20 protein-coding genes are annotated in these 20,433 nt (G+C 35.4%); 4 read left to right on the top strand and 16 right to left on the bottom strand.

All coding sequences use genetic code 11. The features are described from left to right. Nucleotides 1–84: 84 nt before the first annotated feature. The 10 genes from GI584_RS19645 to GI584_RS19690 all read right to left on the bottom strand — a co-directional run bounded on the left by GI584_RS19645 (nt 85) and on the right by GI584_RS19690 (nt 11,925). Nucleotides 85–2,844 (bottom strand): discoidin domain-containing protein, encoded by a 2,760-nt coding sequence (locus GI584_RS19645; RefSeq protein WP_194842052.1) that lies wholly within the window; start codon nt 2,842–2,844, stop codon nt 85–87. 128 nt (nt 2,845–2,972) lie between these two features. Continuing rightward, on the bottom strand, nt 2,973–4,061 hold the full coding sequence (locus tag GI584_RS19650; RefSeq protein ID WP_153792305.1) for a peptidylprolyl isomerase: 1,089 nt from the start codon (nt 4,059–4,061) through the stop codon (nt 2,973–2,975). Nucleotides 4,062–4,468: 407 nt separating this feature from the next. Continuing rightward, nucleotides 4,469–5,389 (bottom strand): ribose ABC transporter substrate-binding protein RbsB, encoded by a 921-nt coding sequence (rbsB, locus tag GI584_RS19655; RefSeq protein ID WP_100359129.1) that lies wholly within the window; start codon nt 5,387–5,389, stop codon nt 4,469–4,471. A gap of 13 nt (nt 5,390–5,402) precedes the next feature. After that, a complete protein-coding gene (locus tag GI584_RS19660; RefSeq protein WP_100359128.1) occupies nt 5,403–6,344 on the bottom strand; it encodes an ABC transporter permease subunit in 942 nt (313 codons plus the stop codon). Next, on the bottom strand, nt 6,337–7,827 hold the full coding sequence (locus GI584_RS19665; RefSeq protein ID WP_100359127.1) for a sugar ABC transporter ATP-binding protein: 1,491 nt from the start codon (nt 7,825–7,827) through the stop codon (nt 6,337–6,339). Before GI584_RS19665 ends, GI584_RS19660 begins: the two co-directional genes overlap by 8 nt. A 17-nt stretch (nt 7,828–7,844) precedes the next feature. Continuing rightward, nucleotides 7,845–8,234 carry a D-ribose pyranase gene (gene rbsD / locus GI584_RS19670; protein WP_153792307.1) on the bottom strand — a complete coding sequence of 130 codons (390 nt, stop codon included), beginning with the start codon at nt 8,232–8,234 and terminating at the stop codon, nt 7,845–7,847. Beyond that, a complete protein-coding gene (gene rbsK, locus GI584_RS19675) occupies nt 8,231–9,115 on the bottom strand; it encodes a ribokinase (RefSeq protein ID WP_153792308.1) in 885 nt (294 codons plus the stop codon). The genes rbsD and rbsK overlap by 4 nt, the downstream gene beginning before the upstream one ends. Then, nucleotides 9,115–10,095: a LacI family DNA-binding transcriptional regulator gene (locus tag GI584_RS19680; RefSeq protein ID WP_153792309.1), complete on the bottom strand. Its 981-nt coding sequence runs from the start codon at nt 10,093–10,095 to the stop codon at nt 9,115–9,117. Before GI584_RS19680 ends, rbsK begins: the two co-directional genes overlap by 1 nt. A 163-nt stretch (nt 10,096–10,258) precedes the next feature. After that, the gene (locus tag GI584_RS19685; protein WP_153792310.1) at nt 10,259–10,960 is read right to left on the bottom strand and encodes an MBL fold metallo-hydrolase; all 702 of its coding nucleotides are present in this window, start codon (nt 10,958–10,960) and stop codon (nt 10,259–10,261) included. A gap of 131 nt (nt 10,961–11,091) precedes the next feature. Next, complete coding sequence (locus GI584_RS19690; protein WP_100359122.1) at nt 11,092–11,925, bottom strand: helix-turn-helix domain-containing protein; 834 nt, start codon at nt 11,923–11,925, stop codon at nt 11,092–11,094. A gap of 112 nt (nt 11,926–12,037) precedes the next feature. On the opposite strand from GI584_RS19690, the gene GI584_RS19695 reads away from it, so the two are divergent. Both GI584_RS19695 and GI584_RS19700 read left to right on the top strand, forming a co-directional pair. Further along, complete coding sequence (locus tag GI584_RS19695; protein WP_153792311.1) at nt 12,038–13,039, top strand: Gfo/Idh/MocA family protein; 1,002 nt, start codon at nt 12,038–12,040, stop codon at nt 13,037–13,039. Nucleotides 13,040–13,044: 5 nt separating this feature from the next. Continuing rightward, a complete protein-coding gene (locus tag GI584_RS19700) occupies nt 13,045–13,974 on the top strand; it encodes an aldo/keto reductase (RefSeq protein WP_153792312.1) in 930 nt (309 codons plus the stop codon). A gap of 211 nt (nt 13,975–14,185) precedes the next feature. Here the strand turns inward: GI584_RS19700 and GI584_RS19705 are convergent, their stop codons facing one another. Continuing rightward, the gene (locus GI584_RS19705) at nt 14,186–14,866 is read right to left on the bottom strand and encodes a lysozyme family protein (RefSeq protein ID WP_100359119.1); all 681 of its coding nucleotides are present in this window, start codon (nt 14,864–14,866) and stop codon (nt 14,186–14,188) included. Nucleotides 14,867–14,931: 65 nt separating this feature from the next. Further along, a complete protein-coding gene (locus GI584_RS19710; RefSeq protein WP_228552286.1) occupies nt 14,932–15,861 on the bottom strand; it encodes a prenyltransferase in 930 nt (309 codons plus the stop codon). Nucleotides 15,862–15,980: 119 nt separating this feature from the next. On the opposite strand from GI584_RS19710, the gene GI584_RS19715 reads away from it, so the two are divergent. Beyond that, the gene (locus GI584_RS19715) at nt 15,981–16,259 is read left to right on the top strand and encodes a class I SAM-dependent methyltransferase (protein WP_194842053.1); all 279 of its coding nucleotides are present in this window, start codon (nt 15,981–15,983) and stop codon (nt 16,257–16,259) included. A 267-nt stretch (nt 16,260–16,526) separates the two neighbouring features. Continuing rightward, complete coding sequence (locus GI584_RS19720) at nt 16,527–17,060, top strand: P-loop nucleotide/nucleoside kinase family protein (protein ID WP_153792313.1); 534 nt, start codon at nt 16,527–16,529, stop codon at nt 17,058–17,060. 179 nt (nt 17,061–17,239) lie between these two features. Here the strand turns inward: GI584_RS19720 and GI584_RS19725 are convergent, their stop codons facing one another. From GI584_RS19725 to GI584_RS19740, 4 genes are all read right to left on the bottom strand, one after another. Beyond that, a complete protein-coding gene (locus GI584_RS19725; protein ID WP_194842054.1) occupies nt 17,240–17,794 on the bottom strand; it encodes a hypothetical protein in 555 nt (184 codons plus the stop codon). A gap of 198 nt (nt 17,795–17,992) precedes the next feature. Then, on the bottom strand, nt 17,993–18,901 hold the full coding sequence (locus GI584_RS19730) for a sensor domain-containing diguanylate cyclase (RefSeq protein WP_153792315.1): 909 nt from the start codon (nt 18,899–18,901) through the stop codon (nt 17,993–17,995). Between the two features lie 307 nt (nt 18,902–19,208). Beyond that, nucleotides 19,209–19,889 (bottom strand): DUF3169 family protein, encoded by a 681-nt coding sequence (locus tag GI584_RS19735; RefSeq protein WP_153792316.1) that lies wholly within the window; start codon nt 19,887–19,889, stop codon nt 19,209–19,211. Next, nucleotides 19,886–20,092, bottom strand: a complete 207-nt coding sequence (locus tag GI584_RS19740) for a helix-turn-helix transcriptional regulator (RefSeq protein WP_153792317.1) — start codon at nt 20,090–20,092, stop codon at nt 19,886–19,888. The genes GI584_RS19735 and GI584_RS19740 overlap by 4 nt, the downstream gene beginning before the upstream one ends. Nucleotides 20,093–20,433 lie beyond the last annotated feature (341 nt).

The following is a 20,433-nucleotide window of genomic DNA, read 5'->3' on the forward strand; positions in this document are numbered from 1 at the left end:
AAGCCATCCCCCCTATTCCAAAATGAAGTAGAATGAACCAGAAGCCTCCTATACTATTTATAGGAGGCTTCATCAGATCATCTATTACTTTTTTTGTAAAGAAGATTCTAACATATTTAGTAACTCATTTATCCGATCTTTGGCTTCATTTGTGATAAATTCACTTAAAGACGGTTTATTCAAATGAGTTTGGGCTGAAGTCAATTGTTCGATAGCTTGCTCTTGTTTTCCATCTTGCAAGAATTTTTCAGCATTATTTAGGCGATTCAATAGATTTTTTGACATCGGATTTTTAATTTCATTTGGTGAATAGGAATCTATTATTTGTTCAAGTTCAGTAATTACAGAAACAGGATCATCAGAGATTACTACAGAGAATGGTACGCTCATTAGATTACCATCAACAGTAAACTCTATATCAAATCTCTGTTCACCGACTGACAATGAATCAAGATATTCTCTTGTAAAATCAACACGTACCGCATTTAATATATAATCCTCACCTTCAACAAGTGGCTCACCATGGTGACTTATGTTTTCAAATTGATTGCCGTTTGGTTCAAGGAAAACATAAGTGGATGTATGTCGGTCTAACGCATCCTTATCATAATGCAATATATTCTTTTCCAATGATGGCTCGATTGGTGTCCGATCATACAGAGAGACATCATTAAAAGCAAGATCATACGGTGCTCTTCTAGATGTGACATTCAATCGGAAATATCGTCCCTCTACATTATCAAAATCAAGCGTATAGTCACGCATATTTGCCAAGGTTCCACTTTTTACAGTAGTCCAATTGTCACCATCGGTAGAGTAATCCAAATAGTAGTCGCCGATTCTTGCTTCTTGTTGATTGATAACAAAACGGCCATACGTTTTCTTCTCACCTAAATCAAACGTAATTCTAATAGGATCTTCCTCTGATGGATTAACATTTGCGGTCTGCCAACGAGTATCTAAATCACCATCAACTAAATGATTAATATTTTGATTAGTATTTTCATGGGATACTGTAATATTTCTTTCATTCAAATCTAATAAAAGATTTTCTTCTCTAGCATAGCTTAATTGAGGTTGATAGTCATACACTTCATAATCCTCTGGTGCAGTATGCTCTCCAATTTGCACCTCATGGATACCTATATCAAGACCTCCATCCCTGTATAAAGGGTTACCAAAATAATCCTTTGTTCCTGCTTGTTCTACGTATCTACCTGCATTAATTAACGGAGAAGTCTCTTTTAATTTATAATTCTGAGTTCCTTCGTATAACCCATTGGTATAGTTAGTAGGATCACCTACAAACTGGGGATCATCCGTAATTTTAAACAAGTCAACAGGTTCATGTTCCCCACGTAAACCACTTGCTTCATAAATAGCATTGTTTTGAAACACCATATTATGAATACCTGGTTTTCCATCAGAAACACGTCTAGCCCATGTTGTAGGTGTAGTTTCATTGTAATTATAGAAAATATTATTATAAAGATACATTGATGATTTTATTTCTTCGTCATGAATTTCCATCTCGGCCCCATCATACACAAATGTATTATTGACAAAGTATGCCGGAGACCAATTGACATGTAGTTGGTTTTTAATTAATACCCCATTATCATTTACACTTAGGTTATATCTAGCAATATTATTCTCTGCTCTACCCATATAAGACATCCAACCAGCAGGGTTATCATGAGTATAATTATATTGATAGACAATGTCTTTACCAGAAAACTCAAAATCGAATGGCGTTCCATCATAAAACGCTGATACACCATCATATACTTCATTAAATTGTTGTGTTACGTTTTCACTTGCCCACGAGTATAATCCCGCTGATACAGAATCATATCTTTTTAAAAAGCCATTTACTTCGTTATACTCTACTAACATGTCTTTCGTGTTTGCAAGTTGAATCGCACCTTGTCCAATATCCTCCGCATAATTGTGCCCAATGTAAACATCCCTGCTAAATATGTCTTTTTCCCTAATCCAATCTTGCTCCCAATTTCCAAGGTCATTGAACCAATTAAAGCCAAATTGAATAGCATGCAGCTCGGTATTGATGATATTATTATGTTCAATTTTTACATCCTTGAAATAATTCTCATTATCTGCATATTCAGTGTAAGGTTTATCACCAAACACTTGGAAATTAATACCCCCATAATGAATTCGTTGCCAAGTTGTTACACCGTCAATATCATGAATCTCATTATTCGTGATTCTAAAATAATCCATAATGGTATCTTCACCATCTTCAAACAAGTCTGCATTAATGGAGATACTAATACCATCTCTTACCACTTGTCGTTCTGTACCAGGAACGTCTATATCCTCCTCGAAATCATCATCATTCGATATTTCCAGATTATGAATCTCCCAGTATTGCTGGTTCATCAAAATAACAGCACCAGTTTTACCAACTAGGTCCATATCTTTCTTCCATGTATTCCCTTCTAAATAAACAGGTGTCGGGACATTACCATTTACAGCGATATAAGGTTTTCCTAAACTTTCGTCACCATACATATCTATAATAATTGGGGCACCTTCAGCACCACTTCCCTTTGGCCAAAGCTGTTGATCCTCCCAAATTTCTCCTGCTTTTAAAAGAATTCGATCTCCAGGCTTGAAAGTCTTGTTATTGACTGGAGTAAATGTTTTCCATGCATTTTCAGGAGATTGACCATCATTGGAATCAATCCCATTTGTGGCATCCACATAGTAATCAGTACCACTAGCATTCGCTTGAACTGAAGCTTCACTAATTAAAACACTTACCATACCAAATAAGAATAGTATGAAGACTGGTAAGATATAAGTAACATGCTTTCTCATTTTATCACTCCCAATAATATATTGAATAAACATATGTTCATATTCCCTCGAAAAAATTGCACACCTCCTTTGATTAGTTACAACATATGGTTATACCAAAACTACACATCACTGTTCTGTCTGCTCATCTATTCTAAGTTCACCGTGTCATAGTTACTCTGATTGATGGATATTTCTGCTTTATCTATCAGTTCCTGAATATAATCATCATATTTTTCATCTACAACCATGTTTCTCACTAAGTCTATGTTTTCTTGATAGGCTTCTTCGTCTCCGGACATTTGATCTACTAATTTAATAATGTTATAGCTTCCATTCTCATGTATAACTGTCTTGCTAAATTCATTCACATCCAATGACTCTACTGTCATAAGCAAATTAACAGTAGATAGCCTTTCTCCCCTGTTATTTTCATCACTAATGGTTTGGGATAAAACTTTATTGTCCTCGTTATACAGTTTAGAAACTTCTTCAAAACTCTTTCCACTCTCTAAATCCGATAGTGCTTTTTCTGCTTTCACCTCTGCATTTTGCATACTGGCTGAATCTTGATAAGGTATAGATATTTTATGAATGGTATAGGCATATCTCTTATTCGTCCATTCATCAAAATGATCATTAAAACTAATCTGAAGTTCTTTTTGTGTTGGATATAAAGGATCATTTTCATGTCTACTCAGTTTGTCTTTAAGGTTAAGACGAATGTTTTTTATGATGTGCCTGTAATACTGATTTTCACTAAATGAAGCTAATCCATATATAACTTCCCCATCAGAAATAGCCTCCTGTCGTCGTTCGTTTTCTTCTTGCAAGTGTTCTAACAATTCATCATAAGAAACAAAGTTTATCAATTTATATTCTCGAGCTAGAGATAATTCTAACTTAGCTTTAATTGCTTCTCGTAGTGCTTTTTCCTTAAGCAATTCCATTGGATTTTCTCCATTAAATTCTTCTCTCCAAAAATTGTCAGTTATTTCAGCTCCATATGAATTTCTAAAATAGTTCTGAACACCTGGCTTCAGATTATTTAGTTGCAATCTGAATTCTCTTTCAACAATTGAAATATCATTAACAGTTGCAATTACATTATCTTTAGCTGCTGAGGAAGTAAAATAAAAAGATAAAGTTATTCCAATAACAGTTATAAATAAACACAGCGATAGAATGACTCTTCTTTTTTTTATTAACCTGGTAAGATATCTGCGCTTCTTTTTCATTTTGTTTCCGCTCCTTTTTAGGTTGCGCTATAGAAAACCATTTATTTTTTACCACCAATAGAAAACGCATACAAAATAAGAAAGTGGAAATCATATGTCTTTTAAAAGCTTTTAGTATGTCTTCATATTAAAAGTAAATCTTTTATTATTAAATGGATTATTATTATTGAAAGATGGACTATTATTTTATGTTTTTAAAAATTGGAGAAGGGATATTTCTAAAGAAAGTTAAATGTATAATTCTATCTTTTGGATGATAATTATACATGTTGCCAGTACATCAAAACTTATATAAAAATGGAAAAATCATACTCATTTGTCTACATATGATGCTTTTCAAAATAAGAAACTACCCAAACACATCGATAACTTGATGTGTTTCGGGTAGTTTCCATTCTTCGTTATTATTATTGAATTACTTCTAGTTCTACCGGAACAAATTCTTCTACCTCTTCACCATTGAAGATTTTTTCAGCTTCTAAAATAGCTGTTTCACCAATCATGATTGGTTGTTGTGCGATCGTACCGGCCATTCTACCTTCTTCTACAGCAGCAACCGCATCATCCGTAGCATCAAAACCAATAATTTGAATATCATCACGTCCAGCTGCTTCAATTGCTTCTAATGCACCAAGTGCCATTTCATCATTATGGGCAAACACCCCTGTAATTTCTGAGTTACTTTGCAATATATTCTCCATTACGGATAAAGCTTCTGCTCGGTTAAAGTTAGCTGTCTGAGACGTTACTATGTCCAACGATTCCTCTGCAACATTATGAAAGCCATTACCACGCTCACGTGCTGCGGAAGAACCAGAGATTCCTTCTAATTCTGCAACTTGAGCGTCTTCACCAACTAGTTCTACCATTAACTCACCTGCTAATTCGCCACCGGCAATATTATCTGATGCAACATGAACGGCAACATCGCCAGAATCCGCAGCACGGTCTAGAGTAACCACAGGAATACCCGCTGAATTTGCAGATTCAACTGCTGCCACTACTGATGCTGAATCAGTCGGATTAATCATAATAACATCCACTTCTCTTTCAATTAAATCCTCTACATCATTAATTTGCTTTGCAACATCATCTTGCGAATCCACTGTAATTAATTCAGCTCCAATTTCTTCTGCCTTTGCTTCCGCACCTTCTTGAAGTGTAACAAAAAATGGATTATTTAATGTTGAAATAGAAAATCCAATCGTTAACTCTCCATCGTCTTCCTCACTACCACTTTCCTCATCCACTGGTGATTCTGTTGAACAAGCCATTAACACACTACCTACCACCATTATCATCCAAAATAATACTGTTTTCTTTAACATATTTTCCACTCCTTTAAGCATTTTTACGGTCTAGTAATACCGCTAATAGAATGACACTACCTTTTACTACCTGTTGGAAAAAGGAACTTACTCCCAACAAGTTGAGTCCATTGTTAAGGACCCCTATGATTAAGGCACCAATAAAGGTACCAAAAATCCATCCTTTACCTCCCGTCAAACTTGTACCGCCTAATACAACAGCTGCAATGGCATCTAATTCATACATTTGACCTGCTGTAGGTTGTGCGGAATTTAATCTAGAAGTTAGGATCATACCTGCTAAAGCTGACAAGAAACCAATTAATGAATAAACATAGATTTTAATTCTAGTTGCACTGATTCCTGATAAAATAGCCGCCTCTTCATTACCACCAACTGCATAAACACGGCGACCAAAAGTTGTCTTCTTCAAAATTAAGAAGAGAACAACAAAAGAAACTAACATTGTAATAGCTGGTACAGGAATACCAAAGAAATATCCTTTACCTAACATTTCAAAGAAAGTTGACTCACCTAAACCTGATACAGGACGACCTTCCGTTAACATCAGGGTAAGTCCACGAAAAACAGTCATCGTAGCTAATGTTGCAATAAATGGAGCAACTTTTCCTTTTGCTATCACTAATCCATTAATAGCACCTAATAATGTACCGGTTAATAAACCGATAATAACTGCTAATACCGGGTCAATTCCTGCTGCCATTAAAGATGCTGTTACAGCACCTGATAACGCTAAGATCGAACCTACAGATAAGTCGATTCCACCTGTCAAAATAACAAACGTCATACCAAAGGCAATCAACGCATTAATCGAAACCTGACGTAATACATTTAACAAATTGGTTGCAGATAAAAACTCGGGATTTAAGATACTAATGATGATTACAATAAAAAACAAACCAAGTAATGGGCCAAGTAAACCGAGCATTGATTTTATCTTTTTTATATCAAGCATTTTTATTTCCTCCTGTAGCATAGTGCATTATTTTCTCCTCGGATAATTCGGAACGTTCAAGTGTTGTCATATGATTACCTTCACACATTACAACCACTCTCGAACTCATTCCAATAATTTCAGGTAATTCAGATGACACCATAATGATGGCTACACCTTGATCAGCCAGATCATTCATAATAGAATAGATTTCTTTTTTGGCACCAACATCGACTCCACGTGTAGGCTCGTCCAAAATTAATATCTTCGGCTTGATTGCTAACCACTTTGCGATAACAACCTTTTGTTGATTACCACCACTTAATGATTTAGCTAATTGGCTAGCACCGGACGAAATGATATTTAGTTTCTTAACCATTTCATCATAAAGGCTGCGTTCCTTTTGTTGTAGCATCCAACCATTTTTTGATAGTTCACGCAAATTTGTCATATTCAAATTGTGTTGAATGGAAAAGTCAACGACCAATCCTTTTGATTTACGGTCTTCTGACACAAATCCTATCCCGTGTTGCATCGCGTAACTTGGATTTTTTATTTTCACTGGTTTACCATCGACTTTTATCGTTCCTTTATCAGGTTGACGATAGCCAAAAATGGTTTCAACTAATTCGGAACGACCTGCCCCCATCAAGCCTGATATACCAAGAATTTCTCCGGCACGTACTTGAAGGGAAACGGAATCAAATTCATCTTCACGAGTCAAATTGTCTATTTCTAATTTCACATCAGAAGTAGATCCTTTCCGTTCGGGAAAACGTTCACCAAGTTCTCTACCAACCATCATACTGACAATTTCATCGAAACTCGTTTCTTTAATTACTTTGGTCCCTATTGATGCACCATCTCGAAGTACAGTAATGCGATCACATATCGCAAATATTTCTTCCATTCGATGTGAGATATAAACGAAAGAAACTCCTTGCTTCTTCAATTCATCTATCGTTTCGAATAATGTTTCTATTTCACGGTCTGTAAGAGCTGCGGTTGGTTCATCCATGACGATATACTTCGCATCAATTAGTAATGACTTTGCTATTTCGACAATTTGCTGTTGTCCCACAGATAGATGCTTAGCTAGCATGGATGATTTTACGTGTAATCCAAGCTTGGAAAGTTGCTTTTGTGCAATCTTGTTCATTTCCTTCGTCTTAATCCAACCTGTCTTACCGATCGTTTGTTCATTTCCTAAAAACAAATTCTCTGCAATCGATAATTCGGGAAGAATATTTAGTTCTTGATGAATGACAGCAATACCATCTTTCTCAGCTTGCTTGGGATTGGAATAATTTACTTCTCGGCCGTTTACTTTAACAGTTCCTTCATTTCTTGAATAAATTCCGGCCAAGATTTTCATCATCGTTGATTTACCAGCTCCATTCTCTCCCATGAGTGCATGTATTTCTCCTTTCTTTAACGAGAAATCGACTCCTTTCAAAACTTTTGTGCCACTAAAAGACTTTTCAATGCCACTCATTTCAATCATCAACTACACTCCTTTCATCAAAAAATTACTCCCGCATGTAAAATAACGTTGGCATATGGTGTATTTTCTCCTGTTCGAATAATGACTTTGACGTCTTTGGTTAATTGTTTAAACTGTTCATGTGTCACATAATCAACCGGTATATCTTTTTTCAATAACGCTACTTGTAATGATGGATTTTTCATTTTTATTTCTTCAGTTAAAGTAAATTGTTCTACTTCCATCTCTTGTAACATTATCGAAAGTACTTCTAAAAAATTGGGAACTCCTTGTTTTAAAGAAAGATCAATACATGTTACATGGTCCGGAATTGGTAAACCACAATCAGCTATCACAACTTGGTCTGTATGGCCCAATTTTGATATTGCTATCGATATGTCTCTGTTTAATACGCCATGCTTTTTCATGATGATGTTGCTCCTTCCATAAAATCAATAACTTCTCGCATTGTCGGCATACCTTGTTGAGCGCCTCTTTTTTGAATAGAAAAGGCTGCCGCCGCATTTGCAAAAGTTATAGCTTCTTTCAGTTTTCTCCCTTTAGAAAGTTGAACTGCCAATGCCCCATTGAACGTGTCACCTGCTCCTGTTGTATCAATCGGATTTACTCGGTAACCGGTTACCGTTTTGAGATTACCATCAGAACAGTATTCAACTCCTTTATCTCCTAAAGTAACGATCATTTTCTCTTTATAGGTATCAACATCACTTGTAATTTCTAACTTTTCCGTTTCATTAGGTGTTAGATAAGTGCAATTTTCTAAAATAGATGCTGATAAAAGCTGTGCTGGTGCAGGATTTAATATAACCGGAATACCTTTATCTGAACAGTAATCGGTTACATACTCGATCGTATTTAACGGTATCTCTAATTGCAATAGAACGACATCACTTTGATCAATAACATCTAAATATTGCTGAATATACGTTGGTGTCACGCAATAGTTTGCGCCAGGAGTGACAATAATTCGATTGTCATTGTCTTTTATTAAAATCGTAGCAACTCCAGTGTGTTTATCCGTAACCGGTTCCACATTTTGGGTAATTATCTTTTCTTTGCTTAAGTTATCGACTAATACTTGACCAAACGGATCAACACCTACACAACCTAACATATTAACTTGTGCTCCCAGTCTTGCACATGCTACAGCTTGATTGGCACCTTTTCCACCTGGATTATTAAAGAAAGACTCACCCATTATGGTTTCACCTTGATCTGGGATCCGATCACTAGATGTTACTAAATCCATATTAATACTGCCTATAACAGTTATGATTGGCTCCTTCATCATGCATCACTCCTTGTTGTTTCTCTATATTGAATAGTGGTTTTAACTTCATAATTTTTTACATCAAGTGGTTGTTTTTCAATTTGCTTAATCAACAATCTTGCTGATAAAGCTCCCATTTTATATATTGGTTGTGCAACAGTTGTTAATGCAGGGGTTAACATTTCACCTAATGGTATGCCATCAAAGCCTATGATTTGAAGATCTTCGGGTATTTGTTTATTACTATTTTTAGCAACTTTTAACACACCTGCCGCGATAATATCACTACTAGCAAATACAGCATCAATAGTTGGATACTTCTCAAACAAACCTTGCGCAACTTCCATCGCACTTGCCATCGTAAAATCGCAATCCACCACAATATGAGCAATCCCTTGTTCTTCTACTACATTTTTAAAACCTTGATAACGGTCATCAGCTGGTTTTACATGGTAAGGGCCTCGAATGTGTGCAATGAACTCGCTTCCATTCTCAATTAAATATTCTGTTGCTTGTCTAGCACCTTCATAGTTTTTCGAACTAACCGTAGGCACCCGATTACTAAATTGTCGATCCAATGCAACAAGTGGAATACCTAAGTTCTCATAATTATCAGCACTCAGTTGATTCGTCGTTAAAATCAAGCCGTCAATATATTTCTGTTGAAGCGCTTCTAAGTACTGTGCTTCTTTTCGAATATCTTCATCGGTATTACAAATGACAACCGTATACCCATAGGTTAATGCTACATCTTCAACCGCTCTCGCTAACTCTGGAAAGAAGGGATTGGTGATATCCGGTATCAATAATCCAATCATTTTAGATGTTTTATGATAAAGGGATCTAGCTACAGAATTTGGTTTATAATTTAAATCAGCTATTGCTTTTAATACGTTTTCTTCTGCCTCTTTACTAACATATCCCTTTTTATTTAGAACTCTGGAAACAGTTGCTACTGAAACGTTTGCATATTTTGCTACATCTTTTATCGTTGGCATAATTTCTATCCCCTCACATGTAACCCGTTACACACACTATATTATTTAATTTATATGTTGTCAAGATTTTTTCGACATTTATACTTTAACCGAAGCCGATCCATCTACTCAGACACCAAATAAGTTGGTATGGTGGATTATCTGTTATATAAATTAATGGATATTAGCGTTTCCCCCCACTAAAAGTAAACTTTCCTCCATGATAGCAATAGTAATTTTCAGCTTTAAGCGTTTTAATCTTCGCCAAAGATTGTTCCGCTTGCACAACATTTAAACAAAAGTGTGGATTAGCAATGGTCAATTCATGATTCTCTCTGACAGCTGCATCACCTGTAATGACGCTGTTTAAACCTGGGAAATATAATGAAATATGCCCTGAAGTATGTCCCGGTGTTGCTATTATCCTACACTTGTTATCTAAAATCATATCACCATCACGTACCTTTTCGTCAATTGGAACATGCTTCAAATTCTTTAATTGTTGTATAAACCATTTCCCAAATTCCATTTCTTCATGCGACATCTTATCTAGCATCTGTTCCGCTTGCACTAACCTCTCTGACTTCACTTGACCACTAATATATTTTGTTTCCATTTCACTTGCTATAATGTTTACCCATGGATACTTTTCCTTAAAGTCAAATAAGGACCCTATATGATCATCATCATAGTGGGTAATGATTATATTCTTTAAATTATCCATTTCATTTCCACTTTTCAAAATTTCATTTTCGATCAGTGTCAGAAAATTTGGATAGCCTGTATCAACCAGAGTAAGTTCATTGTTCCATACGATTAAGCTAGGATAAATATAATTCCTTTCTCCATTAAATTCAAATTTAATTGGTAATTCTATTATCTTCATTATTTCTCCTCCTAACACCCTAATATATAAGGTCTTTATATTATATTATTTCTTAACATATGTCGGTAGCTAAAGCAATGTGTTGACCGAATCCGGTTCATCTTCATAACTATATACATCATAATCTATCATCAAACATACATTTGCCGATACTTAGTTGGTGTCATCCCCTCGTTTTCTAAGAAAAGTTTATTAAAATAGCTAGGATTTGGATAGCCAGATCTTTCGGCGATTTCTTTGACAGTTAGATTTTTTTCTTCTAACAATAGTTGTTTACTCCATTGCAAACGACATAATGTTATAAAAGCCATTGGAGTCATCTGTGTGACACGTTTAAATAACCGACAGAAATAATAAGTGCTTACGCCCGTTTCTTTCGCCCAGTATTCAAGGTCAAAGGCTTCTGGAGCTTTTTCTTGCATCTTCGGTAATAGTGATTGGATCCGCAAATCTAATTCTTGCTTGGAATTAGATTCTCTTGGCACAGCAATGTTAGTAAAAGTGGACAAAAAAGAATATGTTAGTGTAGATAATTTTGATAATTGCAAGAAGCTATTTTCCTCTGCTTCTTGTAATAATTGCTCATGTGTTTTCTCCAATTTTGCTAGATTCGGCAATCTCCACAAGGTAAACCTACCAAACCCAATCTCTGATAAAAAGGTGTGTAAGGTGCTTCCGTAAAAATGGACCCATCTAATACTCCACGGATTCTCCGTACTACTATAATATCTTTGTTCTTGTTGTGGGAAATAAAGAAAGGCGTCCCCTTTTTGTAAAGCATATTGCTTGCCATCCATTTCTACAAAACCAGTTCCCGATAAGACAAAATGAATACTAAAATTATCTAATGAGCCTGCTTCACGATAGACGTCATGGTCCGCTGCTAACCCAAAACAGCCAACTGATTCGGGAAGGATCATGTATTCATGTTTTTTTAATGTTGGTAATAAAGCTTGACGGTTCATTTCCTCACATCCTAAAGGACAATATTGTGTTATCTTATAGCAAAAAGATTCTATTTTCATATTAATACCAATCGATTATAATAACAACAAAGTTATAGAAGGAGGTTAAAGGATGACAATTAAATGGGGAGTTATTAGCACAGCGAATATCGCACAAAAAGCGGTTATTCCTGGAATAAAAGAATCAAAAACAGGTGAAGTATATGCCATTGCTAGTCGTAATATAGACAATGCAAAAGAAACAGCGGAGGAATTAGAAATTCCCGTTGCATATGGGAGTTATGAAGAATTATTAGCTAATCCTGATATTGATGCCGTTTACATCCCGTTACCGAATCATTTGCATAAAGAATGGTCGATTAAAGCAATGGAAGCAGGCAAGCATGTGCTCTGTGAGAAACCCGTTGCTTTAAATGCCAATGAAGCTCTAGAGATGGAAGAAGCAAGCAAAAAAGCTGGAGTTGTTTTGGCAGAAGCCTTTATGTATCGATATCATCCAAGATATCAGATGATTCAGGAATTAATTCAATCAGGAGAAATTGGGGAAATTCGCGGCATTCATGGAGCATTCACCTTCAACAATGCAGCAGCAAAAGAAAATGTTCGTTATAGAAAGGATTGGGGTGGCGGCTCCTTATATGATGTAGGGGTTTATCCAATAAGTGCTGCTAGAATGATCTTAAAAGAAGAACCACAGGCAGCAACTGTTCATGCATACTTTTCGGAAGAACATGATCAAGTGGATATGATGGCATCAGGAATATTGGAATTTGAGCATGGTATTGCTCTCACCTTTGATTGTGGGATGTGGGCAGACTTCCGTAATCGACTAGAGATTTTAGGGACAGAGGGCAGAATCGAAGTTCCGTCTGCTTTTGTTGTGAATCAAAATGAACAAGATCATTTCTATCTTCACACTAGCAAAGGAACAAAAGAGGTAGAGGTTCCCTACCTAAATCAATATGCACTACAGGCAGATGCGATTGGAGAGAGTATTCAAAAGAATGAGGCATTACCTTTTCCAGCTGAAGATGCCATTTTGAACATGAGGGTGTTAGATGCATGCCTTACTTCCGCTGAAGAAAGAAGACGTGTAGAAATTAAGGAAGGATGATCAAAATGAAAACCATTCAAATTAAAGGACTCGATAAGCCTATTACCACCTTAATTCAAGGGTCAGATTATTTTAAGCCAAGTGTTTATGATAAAGTCTGTCAGGTCTTAGATCGTTATGTAGCAATTGGTGGTAATACGATTGATACGGCACATATTTATTGTGGTGGAGAAAGTGAAGTAGCTATTGGTATGTGGTTAAAAGAGCGAAATAACCGAGAAGATATTGTTATCTTGACGAAAGGAGCGCATCATGACCAAGATGGCCCACGTGTCAATCCTGAAGCAATTAGACAAGATCTTTTAGAGAGTTTAGAAAGACTAGGAACAGATTATATTGATTTATATGCATTACACAGAGATGACCCGAACGTTCCAGTCAGTGAGATCATTGATGCCTTAAATGAACATATTGAAGCTGGTCGAATCAAAGCAATTGGTGGATCAAACTGGACAACCGAACGAATTCAGGCAGCAAATGAGTACGCTTCTGCCAATGGTTTAGTAGGTTTTTCATTTAGTAGTCCGAACCTTAGTTTAGCAAAGGCAAATGAGCCATTCTGGAAGGGATGTGTCTCAACAGATAGTACTGATATCAAATGGCACGAAGAAACACAATTGCCACTATTATCATGGTCTTCCCAAGCAAGAGGATTCTTTACTGGTCGATTCACTCGCCAAGACCGAAGTAATGAAGATCTTGTTCGTGTGTTTTATAGTGATGCAAACTGGGATCGACTGAATAGAGCAGAGCAATTAGCAGAGAAAAAAGGTGTAACAGCGATTCAAATTGCTTTAGCCTATGTATTAAATCAATCCTTCCCTACCTGTGCACTAATTGGAGCGCAAAACGAACATGAGCTTGTTTCTTGTTTGGAAGGATCAAAGATTAAACTATCTAAAGAAGAAGTTGATTGGTTGGAAAATGGGAGCTGACATATCTGGTTTCTCAGGACGTGAGCCCAAACAAAAACCACGAGGGCAATTCTCGTGGTTTTACTTCAAATAATATTTTATTTCATCAATTGTTTTAAATTCCTCTATTTTGATCAATGATCGTTTCTAATCTCTTTATTTCTTGTCTATACCTCTTTTTCTTCACATCTTCTAGAATATGAAATTGATTAAACTTATTTCAAAGCAACATTTATAACCACCCCCCTCTCTTCTCTCCCCTTTCTAATTCCATATCTATTGCTTCTTTATAAGACATAACAGACTTTACGTAATAAATATCCCCATAACATGCCTCTAGCTCCTCTGCTTCTGCTCGAAGACAGGAATAGATCGATTCATCCTTCCCAGCTTCTTCATACATTTTCTGTGAATAAGCAATGGCTGTATCCTCAGAGTATTCACCTTTCAATTCTCGTACATATTCAATAAATCCAGGGCCAAAATTATATGATTGAATCGCTAATTTCAGATCTCCATCTGCGCGTTCCATGGCATGCGCAAAAAAAGCAACTCCTTGTTCAATGGAAATTTCTGGATCATCAATACATCCTCTTTCACCACATAGACTTTCCGATGACTGCATTGGATCTTTGCCTCGACCCCCGGATTCCTGCATCATCATCGCTAAGATGGTATTTACATGCTCTTCCATTCCATGTTGCTTTGCATATTTCTCTACTAATTGCTTGTATTCCCATATTTCTTCACTTAATGCAGGTAAATGCTCTTTATTAATCCCTTGTTCCAGTGATTGATTTGCTAATTGGCTGCCCACCCAGGAGATAATAAACAATACCGACACCAAAATAAAGCCAACCAAAAAAAGCTGCTTCACTGCTCCTTTCCACTTCTTCCATTGCCTTTGATTCATCTACCTTACTCCTTTAATCACTTATTTAACAGTCCTAAACCCCCACTAATGGAAGTCTCACTATATTATACAAAAATACCTAACCATATTGCGATAGCAAGAGCAAGGCAAAGCAGCCGCTTCTCAACTGCTGTTAATTCCTCTACATTCTCTCCATTTACTTTTAAGACGATCCAGATTGCATAAACCAGGATAATTCCAACACCTATTGCAGCAACCGGACGCGTACAAGCAATCCAGATGAATAGCAATCCTATAATCATAAAGTAAAGTAAAACAGGAAATTTGGCTCCTTTAGTTCCCATACGTTCTACTGCCCATACAACAGACGTTCGTTTCATTGGTTTTGCTTTTTGGTCTGCATGTCTGTCAGGAATATGATGAAACATGACCCATGCCATGCACCAAACGGCATTAACGAGCGCATTTTGCCATGCCCAACCTGGAATAAATTCTAGCATTATCCATGGCAAGGCAATGCCTACCGCAAGCATGGTAGGAAATAAGCTGAACCATTCTCCTATAAAAGGAATATAAGCAAATTGAAACGGCTTCAAAGAATACGATACTGCACCCCATATACCAACTAAGGTCAAAATAGCAAATTCTAGATAACCGAATACAACAAAAAGAAATGCCATTAAAATTAAGAAAACACTCATCAATGTGCCAAGCTGCTTTAACATGGTTACCGTCATTGTATTCGTTTGGATCACTTTACTTCCACCAGAAAGTATGCCTGGACTATATTGATCTGTTCCCGATTGATGGTCCGCTATATCATTTAACACATGCGTTAATACACCATGAATCAAAATAGCACCTACCAAAAGGACAGAGGTAGTTCCCAATAAGGTTAACCACGAAATTTGATAATAGAAAATCAATGGCAGGAGCGTAGATAGAATCGTTGCTACACTGGAGAATACAACGGCAACTAGACGTAATAACATACCAATTCCTTTTAGACTAAATGCTGATTGAGCCGGAATCATAGCAAACATCCTTTTTATTTTTAATTATGTTAAAGGCAAAATGGACCATAACTCTTCTTGCTTATCAAAAAATAGGTGACAAATAGGAGGTTGAAATGATCTAAAGTAGAACTCAAACAATGGAACACGTGAAAGATGAGCAACAATTTTTAACTAACGTCTTTCAATTATTTAAACCAAATGGAACGTTGATACTATCAACACCGTTTGGAGAAGGTGGAGGTAAGCTAAGTGGGTCACCTTTACATGTACACCAACTAACACCTCATGAATTTTCCGAATTGTTCTATAATTATTCAAAAGCAGAATTTTATTACCAAAAAGGACCACTAATCGAACCAATTTCTAATTCATCGCAAAAACATCATCCAATAGGTATTGTAGTCGCCAAGAAATAAATAAGAGCAATCTAATATGTCAGTACTAAGAAGAGGTTATTCTATGATCAAATCAAAATTTTTTCTCACTATCTTTTTTATTAATATATTTTTGCTACTTCTGCTTTTAATTTTCCCAAAGAAAATTAAAAGCGAGGAAGCGATTTCTTACTTGGTTTGGATTATGTAATGTTACTCGAATCGGTAAAAATCACTAAGAAAAACTTTTAAAAATACATTAGTTGGAATATGATATGCTGTTTATAATTAATAGTTGGTTTAGGAAGGATGTTACCATTGTTAGGTCAAAACAAAAGTAATATTATTTACCTCATTTCAGGTCCAATCGGGGTTGGAAAATCAACCACTTCAAAAAATATCGCTCAAATTATTGAAAATTGTGTTCTTATTGAAGGGGACAATATATTACATATGTTTGATTGTGATTCAGAAACATCATGGGAGGATCGTTTAAGCCTAACATGGGAGAATATCCTTACTTTAACAAAGAATTTTATTCAACATGATTTCAATGTCGTCATTGACTTTGTAGTAGAAGATGAACTTGAGTGGTTTTGTAAACAAATAACCGATTTACAGGTGATACTAAAATATATCGTATTAAGAGCAGATAAAGAAAAACTAATCGAACGTATACATGCGAGGGGAGACAATGATTCATTAGATCGCTCTCTATTTTTGTTAAACAAACTGGAATCAAGTCCCTCAAATAAACCATTTCTTTATGATACTACTCTGAAACATACAGCAGAAATAGTAGATGAAATCATTAATGACAATGGTTTTATTATTAAAATGTAACCATGAAAAAGATTGAAGTTTTTGTTTCTTTTGTATAGTTTTAAGGAAACCTAATACAAAATACTGAAACCTAGATACACTTAGGTTATCTAAGATCACGATATAAACATTGCTTCTTATTCAGGGCAGGTTTATTGAATATGGAGTAGATATTAATAGTATTTCTGAAAAAGGTAGCCCTATAAATCACTTGAATTATTATATTTTAATTTAACTTTATCTATTACTGTCTTAGAAATTACAGCAATTAAGACCAGACTTATAAAAGACCAATTGGCATTCCAACTTTTTTCAAGGTAGATATCTACGGTTTTCATCATGGGAAGAGCAACGTAAGATATAAAAGCGGAAACTAAGGCTAAAGCAATCAAATATGATTTCCACTTCTTAAATCTGTCGTATAGTAAGGTAAGTCCAATTGGAATGATAAAGAGATTAGCAGGTAACATTGTTGGGATAATCGGCTCGAGTTGCATTCGATAATCATACCAGTCCATTGCTGTTGCAACATCATCTAAGTTTTTATTTAATATGTAGATGATTCCGAGGTATGCAATGGAGGAGAGAAGTCTCTCTTTCTTGATAAATAAAAAGAATAGTACCAACATTATGATGCAGGCAACAAGTAGTACCCACCATTGCCAGGTGAATAATGTGTAAGTGGTCCATAACTCTATTCTTAAGTCAGTTACTTGGTTTGTAAGTTTATCGATTTTCTTACCTAGTTCCTCCATTTTTATTCCTCCCATATTTTAATTTGCAATTACTTTTCCCTCATAATAGATTTCTATTCAAATTACTAAAAGCCAACAATAGATCATTATTTTGATGATTAAAATAACAGTTATGTCATGGTTCGTTCACTACAAAAAAAAAAACGCCCAAATAGATTGAACGTTTGGTTAGGCGGATGGATCTCGGCGAATTGAATTTTAACACGTTTCAAAAATAAAAGTTTTTTTTCCATTCCTTTTCGCTTCATACATCGCAGTGTCTGCCTCTTTTAATGCTATTTGAATATTTGTCACATTTTCTTCATCGATCATACTTATTCCGATACTGGCAGAAATCGAAACAGCGACAGGGTAATTGTTCCATTCCGATAAAGCATGAATAATGTCAGTCGCAATAGCTGCCAGCGGTTTCTTATTTTCCTCCGTTATCACAATGGCAAACTCATCCCCGCCAATTCGAGCTAATGTATCATTACTTCCGATTTGCAGATTAATTCGACTTGCAGCTTCTTTTAACACCAAGTCGCCCACATCATGACCATATGTATCATTCACTTCTTTAAAATTATCCAAGTCAAGTAACATGATCGCTTTTTTATTTTTGATATCCGGGAAATTTTCATACAAATAATGTCTATTGTGCAAGTTTGTTAAACTATCAATACTTGCTAATTTCTCAAGCTCTAGTACATATGAAAAAAGACGAGAGAATTTTTCAAGAATCTCTTCATCCTCTTCTGTAAAAGATACTGCTTCTGAACCTATTACACAGAGAGTACCAAACATTTTTCCATCTTTATAAAAAACAGGGACACCCATATAAGCCCCTACATTTGCTTGAGCCGTAATAGCCAAGCCTTTGGTAACAGGGTGTTTACTTGTGTCGTTAATGATTAATGGTTCTTGTTCACCAAGATAGATAAGCTGACAAAAGGATTCTTTAAGATCCATAGTAAGGTTACTAAACTCTTCTACTTCTCTACCATCTTCTCCTAACATCTTTACGATCGAAAATGTTTCGTCTGTTGTTTTACCTAGAAATAGTCTTTTATCATCAAATGATTGATTGACTAATTCAAGCAGATCCTGAACTACCCTGTGTTCCAATTAAATCACCTGCTTCCATCCATTTTGTTTCATCTTGTATAATTATTATAACAAATTAACAAAAAGGAAACAGGAATTCTTCAATCCATATATATGGAAGATACGAAAGTTTTATATCAGGTGTGGTCATCTAGTTCGTTATTTCCTTAAAATCTAAAAAAAATCACTTCTATTTTACTTAAAGACTTTTTCCTGGATATAATCAATAGATTCTGTTTGATTATTGCTTCAAAATGCTCTCTTAAATGCATAACACCAATTTGGTTTCCATTAGTGACAAAATGCTGCCTTCCATTGGCAGCATCACTCACTTATTACGTATCTTTAAAATATACTGCATGTTGATAGTAATCAGGATGAGTCCAATAATGAAAATAGCAAATAGTTGTGAATGTTCAGAGCTAACGGAATAGACCGTTAAAATAATCATTGCACCTACAAGTAGTAGATTTGTGCTGTTAAACGTATAATAAAGTCCTTCCAACATCACATGTCGCTCTCCTTCATCAGACGAAGCAAGAAGCTTTTTCGTGTAATCTTTATCTGATGCTTCCGGAAGGTCTCGTTCAGGATACATCACTTTTAATAAATATGGCATTACAAATGAACTTGCGCCAGTAAGCATTACAAGAATTGAAGCGAAAATAGCCAGTAATATTTCTTGGTTGGTTACTAGTACTATACTTAATGTTATAATGGAAAAGATCATACTGCTATTCCCCGCTAATGAAACATCACTAAATTTTTGATATTGCCATTTATCACGAACATCTTCTTCTTCTCCTTCTAAAGAGCTCGATGCCTTTCGTTTGATTTGCAGCATCCCTATCATAGCTAGCACTAGCAAAATCAGAGAGACTCCTCCTAGAATCCATGTCAATTCATAAGCGATCTCTAATATCGTTACTCCAAATTCTAAATCTAAAAAAGCATACACAATAAAAAAACCAAAAACGGCTCCTATAAAGAATTTCCCAAAAGTTTTCATACTAAATCTTCCTCCTTAAATATAAAAATATTATCAATTGGTTCATCAAAGATATGTGATAACCTCATTGCTATGAGGAGAGAGGGCATTAATTCCTCACGTTCAATCAAACTAATCGTTTGACGCGAGACTTTTGTTCGTTTAGCAAGTTCTGTTTGATTCAGTCCATCTCTTGCACGTAATTCTTTCAGTCTAGTCTTCATCTTGTCACCTCGCATGTTTTTTATCTTATTCACCATTACATAAACGAGAAATTTGATAACACAAAATCACTGTATACTATTCTTATCATTTTGACAAGTATTATTGTCAAAATGAATAATTTTATTGTCAAATTTAAAGAATAAAAATGTGTGGCTGTAATCCTTAAGAAAATTGGATACCGGAAACTTGTATAAAAAAAGCCTCCTCTATATACAAATTCTAATATACTATAGAGGAGACTTTTAAACTGTTTATATATGAAAAAGCTGATATTAACTTAAGTTTTAAATTTAATTTTGTGATTTTGTTGATAATTGATGATTAAAAATAGGAAACATAG

Origin of the sequence: Gracilibacillus salitolerans, from assembly GCF_009650095.1 — a bacterium.
GTDB lineage: Bacteria > Bacillota > Bacilli > Bacillales > Amphibacillaceae > Gracilibacillus > Gracilibacillus salitolerans.